This is a genomic window from Micromonospora sp. MH33, from assembly GCF_003013775.1.
Taxonomy (GTDB): domain Bacteria; phylum Actinomycetota; class Actinomycetes; order Mycobacteriales; family Micromonosporaceae; genus Micromonospora; species Micromonospora fulviviridis.
Window position 1 is genome coordinate 1 of the sequence record NZ_MUYZ01000234.1, and the last position, 11,230, is coordinate 11,230.

At 70.8% G+C, this 11,230-nt stretch carries 11 protein-coding genes, 1 tRNA gene and 1 pseudogene; all 13 read right to left on the reverse strand.

Annotation, left to right across the window (positions count from 1 at the left end; all coding sequences use genetic code 11):
- Positions 1 to 110: 110 nt before the first annotated feature.
- Positions 111 to 1,127: a site-specific integrase gene (locus B0E53_RS26915; RefSeq protein WP_168215416.1), complete on the reverse strand. Its 1,017-nt coding sequence runs from the start codon at positions 1,125 to 1,127 to the stop codon at positions 111 to 113.
- Positions 1,124 to 1,291 carry a hypothetical protein gene (locus tag B0E53_RS38750; protein ID WP_210406224.1) on the reverse strand — a complete coding sequence of 56 codons (168 nt, stop codon included), beginning with the start codon at positions 1,289 to 1,291 and terminating at the stop codon, positions 1,124 to 1,126. The genes B0E53_RS26915 and B0E53_RS38750 overlap by 4 nt, the downstream gene beginning before the upstream one ends.
- Positions 1,292 to 1,309: 18 nt before the next feature.
- On the reverse strand, positions 1,310 to 1,600 hold the full coding sequence (locus B0E53_RS38755; RefSeq protein WP_210406225.1) for a hypothetical protein: 291 nt from the start codon (positions 1,598 to 1,600) through the stop codon (positions 1,310 to 1,312).
- Between the two features lie 311 nt (positions 1,601 to 1,911).
- Positions 1,912 to 3,147: a hypothetical protein gene (locus B0E53_RS26925; protein WP_210406226.1), complete on the reverse strand. Its 1,236-nt coding sequence runs from the start codon at positions 3,145 to 3,147 to the stop codon at positions 1,912 to 1,914.
- 7 nt (positions 3,148 to 3,154) lie between these two features.
- Complete coding sequence (locus B0E53_RS26930) at positions 3,155 to 4,114, reverse strand: tyrosine-type recombinase/integrase (protein WP_107078588.1); 960 nt, start codon at positions 4,112 to 4,114, stop codon at positions 3,155 to 3,157.
- A gap of 113 nt (positions 4,115 to 4,227) precedes the next feature.
- Positions 4,228 to 4,301, reverse strand: a tRNA-Pro gene (locus B0E53_RS26935).
- Between the two features lie 162 nt (positions 4,302 to 4,463).
- The gene (gene der / locus B0E53_RS26940; protein WP_210406228.1) at positions 4,464 to 5,846 is read right to left on the reverse strand and encodes a ribosome biogenesis GTPase Der; all 1,383 of its coding nucleotides are present in this window, start codon (positions 5,844 to 5,846) and stop codon (positions 4,464 to 4,466) included.
- Between the two features lie 20 nt (positions 5,847 to 5,866).
- Positions 5,867 to 6,547, reverse strand: a complete 681-nt coding sequence (gene cmk, locus B0E53_RS26945) for a (d)CMP kinase (protein ID WP_107078590.1) — start codon at positions 6,545 to 6,547, stop codon at positions 5,867 to 5,869.
- A 189-nt stretch (positions 6,548 to 6,736) separates the two neighbouring features.
- On the reverse strand, positions 6,737 to 7,507 hold the full coding sequence (locus B0E53_RS26950) for a pseudouridine synthase (protein ID WP_107078591.1): 771 nt from the start codon (positions 7,505 to 7,507) through the stop codon (positions 6,737 to 6,739).
- On the reverse strand, positions 7,494 to 8,483 hold the full coding sequence (scpB, locus tag B0E53_RS26955) for an SMC-Scp complex subunit ScpB (protein WP_107078592.1): 990 nt from the start codon (positions 8,481 to 8,483) through the stop codon (positions 7,494 to 7,496). The genes B0E53_RS26950 and scpB overlap by 14 nt, the downstream gene beginning before the upstream one ends.
- Positions 8,484 to 8,547: 64 nt before the next feature.
- Positions 8,548 to 9,438 (reverse strand): annotated as a pseudogene (locus B0E53_RS26960) (segregation/condensation protein A); the annotation flags it as partial.
- Between the two features lie 41 nt (positions 9,439 to 9,479).
- A complete protein-coding gene (locus B0E53_RS26965; RefSeq protein ID WP_107078593.1) occupies positions 9,480 to 10,403 on the reverse strand; it encodes an AAA family ATPase in 924 nt (307 codons plus the stop codon).
- A gap of 232 nt (positions 10,404 to 10,635) precedes the next feature.
- The coding region (locus B0E53_RS39710; protein WP_146167781.1) for a tyrosine-type recombinase/integrase at positions 10,636 to 11,230 on the reverse strand (595 nt) is incomplete at its 5' end.

Below are 11,230 nucleotides of genomic sequence, written 5' to 3' on the forward strand. Positions count from 1 at the left end.
TCGCCGTCCGTTACGAAGCCACCGTCACCATCGCCGCGATCAACCAATGGCTATGACCCTTACCAAACACGGCCTAGTCCGCCTAGGACAGGGCCCGCCCCAACACCCCACTACGCAAGCGGATGTGGCTCACCGGTAAGTGCCGCCAGCGCGGCAGCAACCTCGTGGATAGTTGCGCGAACGTAGGTAGCGGTGGTTCCGGCATCTCCCCCACTGGCGGAGTGACCGGCATAGGCCCGGGCGATGGCGTAGCCGAAGTTGCGCTCCACCCACGTCAAAGTGGTGTGCCGTAGCCAGTGGGTGCTGATCTGCTGCGCGTGCACCCAAGGCAGGTGCTCACCGATGCGAACCCACAGGTGGTCGTAGCGCCGGTAGGTGATCGGCTGCCCGTTGCGGTACCGAAATAGCGGCCCCGTCTCGGTGGCGTGCCGCTGCTCAGCATGCCGTAGCAGGTACCGCATCAATGTTGGCGATACCGGCTGCCACCGCACCGTCTCGCCCTTCTCCCGCAGCAGGATCAGACACTGATCCGGGTCCAGGTCAACCGGCCGCAAAGCGAGGGCCCCACCGCGACGGCACGCCGTCTCGGTGTGCAACCGCAGAAGCAGACTGTCTAACGCCGGATCGTCACCCGTGGACGCCGCTACCTCATTGATCTCCGCCAACCGGGTGTCCGCCAACGCCCGCCGGGTGCTCGGCAACCGCCGTGGCTTCGCCACCTTCAACGCCGGGTTCTCGGCCTCAGACAGGAACCCGTCGGCGACCGCCCGCCGGTACAGGCACCGCAGCGCCGCGATCAGATGCTCCGCCGCGCTGCGCCCACCCCGCGCGTTGCGCCGGGCCACCACATGCGTCTTGACGTACTCCGCAAGCCGCTCGATCTCCGATGGTGTCGGCTCATCGATACGCCGCTGGCCCCACTGCTCGACCACACGCTTCCAGTACGACCCGTACGCCCGCCGCGTCCCAACACTCACCGCAGCGGCAACCACCGGCACATACTCCGCGAACGTCGGAGCCGGCGGACGGTCCGACGCCACTACCACCAGATCCGCTGGCGAGACGCCCATCCGCGACAGCAACAACCGAGCGGCCTCCAGCTCGGCCCTGCCCGCCACACCGCTCACGACTCACCGCCCCCGAACGCCTCGTCGTGCACCCGGGCGACCACCGCGTCCAGCGAGGCCGGCGGGTGAAGCACGAGACGTCCGGCCTTCGGATCGGCCGCCAGCAGCACCCGATCGCCGGCTGTCAGCCCGCACCACTGGCGGACCACAGCGGGCAACCGCACATGGCCCTCTTTCGTCACTCAGAACACGCCGCGCGGGTCAGGGTCGACGATGATCAGACCGCCGCTTTCCCTGATGCCCAGCCTGAGGCCAGGAGCCCAGCCGAGAGCGATCATCACCGCCCGATCAGCGACGCGGCCATGCACATCAAGAGACGCCAGGCCATACACCGTGCTGCTGTCACGGGTAGGAGCTAGTCGCGCCAGCGGCAGAGGCGGTCGCTTCATCGCGGCACCCGAGTCGCCGCGGATCTTGAGCCCGCCTGACGGAACCACCGCCGGGATCACCGAATCGATCGGCCGGTCTGTCATGACCCACCTCGCCGAACGACGAGGCTGCCACCAACGGCGGTAACAGAGAGTGAAATCAGGTGGTCAAGCATGCTTGACCACCTGTACGTCCAACGTCGCACGGTTGCTACGCGGGAGTGTCCGAGGGGGACTTGAACACCCGGTTACCCGTCCGTCCCAAGGAGACGACCCGAGCAGCATGGGCTCCATCATCAAATTCGGCTGCATCGTCTGCCATCTAGCGGACGAGCGGCCGCGGTGCCACGCCATTGCTCATGGCGCGATCGCTGGCGCGGTGCGCGCTCCCGCTCGCGCCAATGTCTGCCTGCTGCCTATTTGCGGTCTTCAAGGTCGAGTCGGTGCCGGTCAGCAGCCGCTCGGGCTCGCACTTCGTTGCGGAACGCCTCGTCGATCTCGTCGTCCAGTTCGTCGCGGGACACGGTGTCCTCGAGGTCGGTTGAGGAGACGGCGTACTCGCGGTAGAGAAGCCAGCATCCGCGAATGCCGGACAGTAGGTCCTCGAGCATGTCGCGGGCGGGACGCAGCGGGTCCAGAGTGGTCAGCCGAATCGTCGCGATCTCGCCAACCGCTTCGCCTCCGCCCGCCCTGAACTGCTCGGCTTCATCGTCGGCTTCCTCGATCTTCTCTCGTAGCTCATCGATGTCGGGCGCCTCGCCCTCAGCGACCGCCATGGCATCACAGATCATCCTGGTCACCACCTCTGTCGGCGACAGGCCGATCTCCATCAACTCCAGGACCGCGGTGGGTGTCGCGTGCGGCAACGCTTCAATGTCGTCGGCCTCTACCAAGACGTCGCTCGCGGCGCCTTTGGAGGCCTCCGCCGCCACGTCGGCGGCCGCCTGCAGCCAGTGCGCCGCCGCCACGCATGCCGAGGTCGGATCGAGCTCCAGAAACAACTCGTCTCCGCCAAGCGGGTCATTCATCAAAATCCCGTCGGCAGCGGCGACCTGGACCGGCGAGGCAGCTTGGCGCGTCAGTTGCACGGCCTGCGCCGAGCGTCCCGACAGGTCCCCCAGTTCGGCACCCTCCACCGCCGCGAGCTCTGCCTCGATATCGGCGACCACCGCAGCAGTGAGATCCGCGTCCGCGGCAGCGTGCAGGCAACGGCCCACTCGATGGGCGCGTTCCTCCACCGGGTCGTACGACACCATCATCATGCCGTTGCTGTCAGGCAGGCTCGGCTTCCTGATATAGGCGGTAACGGAAGCGAACTCGTTCCGGGTCTGCTCTCGCCGCCACCCCTCCGTGTTGATGTCCAAGCTGTCGGCGGCGCTCGCCGGATGCGTGTAGCAGCGCCAGAGCGCCTCGGACAGGCCCGACAACTCGGCCGCCAGCGCCAGCCGCTGTCTCGGCTCGATACTCGCCACCAGCGACGCGACCCGAATCGCGACAGACCCGTAGCCGGTCTCCCAGGTTGCCAACAGCTCACTGCGACTCTCGTCGACCACGTACCGTGTCATCGCCACCCCTCCCCCGAAGGCCCGCCGCAGCCTACCGGTAACGACGCGATCACGCACGGCAGGGCCGTGCGTGATCGCGTCAGCCATCCGAAAACTACACTCGCTCGCCGATTCCCAGTCGTGCCTGCGTCTCCTGCGCCCGCTCGGCCGCCGCGCTCGCACCGTAGTGACGGGGCATGTCCTCCGATGTCCAGCCCAGCAGGAGCATCAGATCTCCGGTGTCTCCACCGGCGCGCTTCCACTCGTGGGCGAAGCTGTGCCGCCACCGGTGCGCGTGCACGTCCGGCACCCCGGCCGCCTTACCCAGCCGCTTGAGAAGGATCTTGATGCCGTTCGGAGTCAAGGGGGCCGTGCCACGCTCGGCCAACCACAGCTGGGGCAGTGCGGCGCCCTTGTGTTTGTCCCGGGCCCGCAGGTAGCGGCTGAGGGCTCGTGCGGTCTTGGGCCCGAAACGTACCCGCCGGTCCTTGGCGCCCTTGCCGTGAAAGCGCACCGACTCGGTGTTCAGGTCGACGTCGGCCACGAGGAGGTTGCCCACCTCGGACAGCCGAGCACCGGTGTTGCAGTACAGCCGAATCAGCGCCTCGTCGCGCAGATTGGCGAAGCCCTTGCCCTTACACGCGTCGAGGAGCTTGCCGGTGTCCTCGTCGCGCATTACCGGGATCAGCTTGCGGGGCGTCTTCGGCTGCCGCACCCGCTCCATCGGCGATCGGTCGATGGCCTGCTCGTCGACCAGCAGCCACTTGAAGAACTGCTGCAACCCCTTGTGCTTGTTCAACGCGGTCGACGCGGACCGGGTATCGATCATCCACGCCTGGAACGCCTCGACGTGCGCACGGGTCACCGCACACGGGTCGTCAGCCGCGTCATCGGCGTCCGGATCCGGGGACGACTCCCCCAGATACCGACCCAACTGCGCGGCAGCGAGGAGGTAGTTGTAGCGGGTGGTCTGCGGGTAGTTCCCGGCCCGCAGCGACCGGTCCCAGTCCCGCAGGAACCCGGCCCAGGTCCGGGACAGTCCGGCGGTGAGCTTTTGAAGATCCAGTAGTGGCATGGCAACCTGCCCGAGTCAGGGAGTCCAACAGCGGCGTGCTAGACCGGGCATCCATGCCAAGCAATGAAAAGAGGGTTTCCGCAAGTCGCTGACCTGCGGAAACCCTCTCGCTGTCGGGACGGCCGGATTCGAACCGACGACCCCTTGACCCCCAGTCAAGTGCGCTACCAAACTGCGCCACGTCCCGATGCCCCCGCGCGGTGTTCCCCGCGGCAGCCGGTACAGCTTAGCGCAAGATCTTCAGGCCTACGCACAGGCCCCACCGGATGCCGCGAACCCACTCCCCCTAGAGCGTCCTAGGAAAGAAGCCGCCGGGAATCGGACCCCCGGCGGCTTCTTGAGGGATGGCTCAGCCGTGGGCCTTGCCCCGGCCGCCCGGGCCGAGCTTCTTGCGAGGCCGGACCGAGATGTCGATCGGCGTGCCCTCGAAGCCGAACTCCTCGCGGAGCTTGCGCTCCACGAAGCGCTGGTAGCCGGCGTCGAGCGGGCCGGTGGTGAAGAGCACGAAGCGCGGCGGGGACACGCCGGCCTGGGTGGCGAAGAGGATGCGCGGGGCCCGGCCGCCACGCACCGGGTGCGGGGTGGCCTGGACCAGGGCGGTGAGCCACTGGTTGAGCTGCGCGGTCGGGATGCGGGTCTCCCAGCTGGCCAGGGCCTTGCGCAGCGCCGGGGCGAGCTTGTCGACCGCCCGGCCGGTCTTCGCCGACAGGTTCAGCCGGATCGCCCAGGGGATGCGGCGCAGCTCCCGGTCGATCTCCTTGTCCAGGTAGTAGCGGCGGTCGCCGTCGACCAGGTCCCACTTGTTGAAGGCGATCACCAGGGCCCGGCCGGCCTCGACCACCATGGTGAGGATGCGCTGGTCCTGCTCGCTGATCACCTCGCTGGAGTCGAGCAGCACCACGGCCACCTCGGCCGCCTCGATCGCCGAGGCGGTGCGCAGGCTGGCGTAGTACTCGGTGCCGCTGGCCTTGCCGACCCGCTTGCGCAGGCCGGCGGTGTCGACCAGCTGCCAGGTCTCGCCGCCGATCTCCACCAGGCTGTCGACCGGGTCGACGGTGGTGCCGGCGACCGCGTCGACGACCGCCCGCTCCTCGCCGGAGAAGCGGTTGAGCAGGCTGGACTTGCCGACGTTGGGCCGACCGACCAGGGCGACGCGGCGCGGGCCGCGCGGGCGGTTCTCCACGATCTTCGGCGCCTCGGGCAGCGCCGCCATGATGGCGTCGAGCAGGTCGCCGGAGCCGCGGCCGTGCAGCGCGGAGACCGGGTACGGCTCGCCGAGGCCGAGCGACCAGAGCGCGGTCGACTCCATCTCGATGGCGGTGTTGTCGGCCTTGTTGGCCACCAGGATCACCGGCTTGGCGCTGCGCCGCAGCATCTTCACCGCGGCCTCGTCCACATCGGTCGAGCCCACCATGGCGTCGACCACGAAGAGCACCACGTCGGCGGTGACGACGGCCGTCTCGGCCTGGGCGGCGATGGCCGCGGCCCGGTCCTTGGCGTCCGGCTCCCAGCCGCCGGTGTCCACCACGGTGAACGCCCGGCCGTTCCACTGCGCGTCGTACGGCACCCGGTCCCGGGTCACCCCGGGGATGTCCTCGACGACCGCCTGCCGGCGGCCGATGATGCGGTTGACCAGTGTGGACTTGCCCACGTTGGGGCGGCCGACCACGGCCACGACCGGCTGCGGGCCGGTCGGCTCACCGGGCTCCAGCTCCGGCTCGCGCAGCTCCACCCAGCCCCCGAATTCGTCGCTCACGCCACACCCCGCTCGGTGAGCAGCGCGCGCAGCCGGGCGACGACCTCGTCGATGCCCAGCTCGGTGGTGTCCAGCACGACCGCGTCGGCGGCCTGCTGGAGCGGGTTGACCTTGCGGGTCGAGTCGAGCTTGTCCCGGCGGGCCAGGTCGGCGGCGGTCGCCGCGACGTCGGCGGCGTCCTCGGCGCTGCGCCGCTGGGCGCGGGCCGCCTCGGAGGCGGTCAGGTACACCTTCAGGTCGGCGTCGGGCGCCACCACCGAGCCGATGTCGCGGCCCTCGACCACGATCCGGCCGGCGTCGGCGATCAGCTGCCGCTGCCGGGCGACCAGCAGCTCACGGACGGCGCCCACGGCGGCCACCGCGGAGACCGCCCCGGTCACCTCGGGACCGCGGATCTCCTTGGCCACGTCGAGGCCGTCGGCGGTCACGCCGTACCCCTGGGGTTCGGTGCCGATGCGCAGGTCGACCTCGCCGGCGACCTTGGCCACCGACTCGATGTCGGTCAGGTCGATCCCGGAGCGCAGCACCGCCCAGGTGAGCGCCCGGTACATGGCGCCGGTGTCGAGGTAGCGGGCGCCGAGACTGACCGCGAGCCGCCGCGACACGGTGGACTTACCCGAACCGGACGGCCCGTCTACAGCGACCACGCAGCGCCCGGCCCGTACGTTTTCCTCCACCGTTGTCCTCCTCAGCCCGTACCTCGCGGGTCACCGGTGTCTCCGGCGCCGTTGAGCGGTTGTCCTGTCGTCAATCATCCCGCGCCGCGCGGGGCGGCCGCACGGGACGCCGTCGGGGGCGTCCCACGCCACCCGCCGGCCCGCGGGCCGCGTCGAAGCCTACCGGGAGCCGTACCCGGAGCGACGGGGTCAGTCACCAACCGCCTTGAACAGGGCGGCGACCTCCGCGTTGGTCAGCCGCCGCAGCCGCCCGGTGCGCAGGTCGCCGAGCTTGATCGGACCGATCGAGGTACGGATCAGCCGGGACACCGGGTGTCCCACCTCGTCCATCAGACGCCGGACGATGTGCTTGCGCCCCTCGTGCAGGGTCAGCTCCACCTGGGCGGTTTTGCCCAGGGTGCCCACCACCCTGAAGGAGTCGACCTTCACCGGCCCGTCCTCCAGCTCGACGCCGGCCGTCAGCCGCTTGCCCAGGTTGCGCGGGATCGGCCCGGCCACCTCGGCGAGGTAGGTCTTGAGCACCTCGTACGACGGGTGCATGAGCTTGTGGGCCAGGGTGCCGTCGTTGGTGAGCAGCAGCAGGCCCTCGCTGTCCGCGTCGAGCCGCCCGACGTGGTAGACCCGCTGCTCCAGCCGCGCGCCGATGAAGTCGGCGAGCTCGGTGCGGCCCTTCTCATCGGCCATGGTGGTGACCACCCCGCGCGGCTTGTTCATCGCCACGTAGACCAGGCGGACGTCGGCCTGGAGCCGCTCGCCGTCGACGTGGATGACGTCGTGCGCCGGGTCCGCCTTGTCGCCGAGCTGGGCTACCCGGCCGTTGACGGTGACCCGGCGCCGGAAGATCAGGTCCTCGCAGGCGCGCCGCGAACCCACCCCCGCGGCGGCGAGCACCTTCTGGAGGCGCTCGGCGCCCTCGTACACGGGGGCGTCGGGCTTCGGGGCACGGTCATCGCGTCGCATCGGCAAGCTCTTCTACGTCGTCGGGGAGGAAGGGGGCCAGGGGCGGGAGGTCGTTCACCGAGTTCAGCCCCAGCTTCTCCAGGAACATCGTGGTGGTCCGGTAGAGGAACGCCCCGCTGTCCGCTTCGGTGCCGCACTCCTCGACCAGGCCCCGGGAGACCAGGGTACGGATCACGCCGTCGCAGTTGACACCCCGGATGGCGGAGATCCGCGACCGGGTCACCGGCTGCTTGTAGGCGATCACCGCGAGGGTCTCCAGCGCGGCCTGGGTCAGCCGCACCGACTGGCCCTCCAGCACGAACCGCTCGACGTAGGTCGCGTATTCCGGGCGGGTGTAGAGACGCCAGCCACCCGCGGCCCGGCGCAGCTCGAAGCCGTGCCCGGCGGCGGTGTAGCCGGCCGCGATCTCGTCGAGCATCGGGCCGATCCGCTCCGGGGACTGCTCCAGGACCTGGGCCAGGGTCAGCTCGCTGACCGGCTGGTCCACCACCAGCAGGATGGCCTCCAGCGCGCCGCGCAGCTCGGCGTCGTCGAGCACGGGCGCGGGCTCCGGCGCCGGCGCCGCCCGCCGTCCCCGCCTCCCGGGGACGCCACTCGCGCCGCCCGGAGCGTCGGAGCCGACCGGCTCGCCGGCACCCGAAGCGCCCGGACCGACCGGCTCATCGGTGCCCGGAGCGTCGCTGCCGACCGGCTCCGCCATCGGATCTTGGACAGTTTCCGTTTCTGGCGAACGGTAACTGTCCAAGATCGCGGGCTCCGCATCGCCGAGCGGCGCGGCGGCGCTCCCGGATGCCGGAGCCGGCGCGGGCCCCGATCCAACGGGTGCCGCGGCGTGCGGCTCCGGCTCGGCCGAGGGCTCGGGCTCGGCGGGTGCCTCGGCCGTGATGTCGGGCTTCGGCGGCGTGGGGCGCTCCCACGGGGGGATCCAGGCGGCGGCCTGGTCGGCCAGCGAGTCGTGGCGTTCCTCGTCGCTCATCGGGTCACTCCTGCGGGGTTGCCGGGTCGTCCGCCGCCGGGGCGGGCGGGGTGGCCGGCTCCGGGGAGCCGGCGTACTCGTCGATGGTCAGCTCGGCGCCGCCGTCGGCGGAGCCGGTCCAGCGCACGGTCAGCTCCTCCAGCGCCTGCTCCTGGACGAAGGCGACCAGCCCCTGCCGGTAGAGCTCCAGCAGCGCCAGGAAGCGGGCCACCACCTCCAGGGTGATCTCGCAGTCGGCGCAGAGCAGCGAGAAGCTGGCCGTGCCGGCGCGGCGCAGCCGCTCGGAGATGATCTCGGCGTGCTCCCGGACGCTGACCCGGACCATGTGCACGTGCGCGATGGACACCTCGGGCACCGGCTTCGGGGTCATCGCCTTGAGCGCCAGCTTGAGCAGCCGCGCCGGGCCGATGCCGAGCACCAGGTCGGGCAGCGCCTCGGCGTACCGGGGTTCCAGGGTGACCGCGCGGGGGTAGCGCCGCCCGCCGACCGACTCCAGCTCGGCGATGTGCGCCGCCGCCTCCTTGTACGCCTTGTACTGCAACAGCCGGGCGAAAAGCAGGTCCCGGGCCTCCAGCAAGGCCAGGTCCTCCTCGTCCTCCACCTCGGCGGCGGGCAGCAGCCGGGCCGCCTTCAGGTCCAGCAGCGTGGCGGCGACCAACAGGAACTCGCTGGTCTCGTCCAGGTCCCACTGGTCGCCCATGGCCCGGAGGTACGCGATGAACTCGTCGGTGACCTTGTGCAGGGCCACCTCGGTGACGTCCAGCTTGTGCTTGCTGATGAGCTGGAGCAGCAGGTCGAACGGGCCGGTGAAGTTGTCCAACCGGACGGTGAAGCCGCTGGTCTCCTCGACGGTGGCCGGGCCGGCGGGCACCACGCCGTCGACCTCGGCGGCCAGCTCTGCGGCGGCCACCGGATCGGCGGCGCCGTGCGGCGGGTCGAGGGGCGGTGCGGTCACCGGCAAACCGTAGTCCACGACCCGGGCACCCGGCGGACGGCCTACCGCTCCGACTGGGCGGCGATCACCTCGCGGGCGAGCTGGCGGTAGTTGCGCGCGCCGGAGGAGGCCGGGTCGAGGGTGGTGATCGGGGCACCGGCCACCGTCGACTCGGGGAACTTCACGGTCTTGGTGATCACCGTCTGGTAGACCTTGTCGCCGAACGCCTCCACCACCCGCTGGAGCACCTGGCGGCAGTGGGTGGTGCGGCTGTCGTACATGGTGGCGAGGATGCCTTCGAGCTCCAGGTCGAAGTTGAGCCGCTCGCGCACCTTGTCGATGGTGTCCAGCAGCAGCGCGACACCGCGCAGGCTGAAGAACTCGCACTCCAGCGGGATGAGCACGCCGTGCGCCACGGTCAGCGCGTTGATCGCCAGCAGGCCCAGCGAGGGCTGGCAGTCGATCAGGATGAAGTCGTACTCCTTGCGGACCGTGCGGAGCACCCGGGCCAGGGCCATCTCCCGGGCGACCTCGTTGACCAGCTGGATCTCGGCGGCGGAGAGGTCGATGTTGGCCGGCAGCAGGTGCAGCCCGGCCACGTCGGTCTTGATCAGGACGTCCTCGGCGGTGACGTCGTCCTGCATGAGCAGGTTGTAGACCGACAGGTCGAGGTTGTGCGGGTTGACGCCGAGGCCGACGGAGAGGGCGCCCTGCGGGTCGAAGTCGACCAGCAGCACCTTGCGGCCGTACTCGGCGAGCGCGGCGCCCAGGTTGATGGTGGTCGTGGTCTTGCCGACGCCACCCTTCTGGTTGGCCATCGCGATGATCCGCGCCGGGCCGTGCCGGTCGGTCGGCATCGGCTCCGGGATCGGCTTGCGCATGGTGTACGCGGCCGGGTCGGCGGGGCCGAGGTCGGCGCCGAGCGTCGCCTGCTGCTCGCGGAGCTCCGACGTCCAGGTCTCGGCACGGTCACCGTTTCCTGCCATGTCCTCGTTGCCCCCTCCCGACGACCACCCGGCGTCGGAGCCGTCCGACGTCCCTCGCGGCGCCGCTGCGCACCCCCGGTCCGTCACCCCTGGAGGCCCGCGCCGATGCCGACTGTACGCCACGTGCCAGCAGCGCGTTCGGTAGCGGGTCGGCGTGTCGGAGCGGGTGGTCAGCCGGGACGCTGCTTCGTTCGCGACCGCGGGGCTCGCAACCCCGGCTCACTCCTCGCGCTCACCCGTGGGCCCGCGGGTGGGCGGTCACGTAGACCTCCCGCAGCCGTTCCACGGTGACCAACGTGTACACCTGGGTGGTGGTGACCGAGGCGTGGCCGAGCAGTTCCTGCACCACCCGCACGTCGGCCCCGCCGTCGAGCAGGTGGGTGGCGTACGAGTGGCGCAGGGTGTGCGGGGAGACCGCGTCGGGCCCGTCGACCGGCAGGCCGGCCCGCCCGGCCGCGGCGCGCAGCACGGTCCAGGCGCCCTGCCGGGTGAGCGGGCCGCCGCGGGCGTTGACGAAGACCGCCGGGGTACCCCGGCCGGCGGCGAGCAGCGCCGGGCGGCCCCGGACCAGCCAGGCGCGCAGCGCCTCGGCCGCGTACCCGCCGACCGGCACGAGCCGGGTCTTGCCGCCCTTGCCATGCAGCAGCACGGTCCCGGCGTCGAGGTCGAGGTCGTCCACGACCGCGCCGACCGCCTCGGAGATGCGCGCGCCGGTGCCGTACAGGAATTCCAGCAGCGCCCGGTCGCGCAGCGCGCGGGGCGCGGCCTCGCCGGTGGCGGCGACCGGGCCGGCGGTCTCCAGGAGCCGGACCACGGCGTCGACCGGT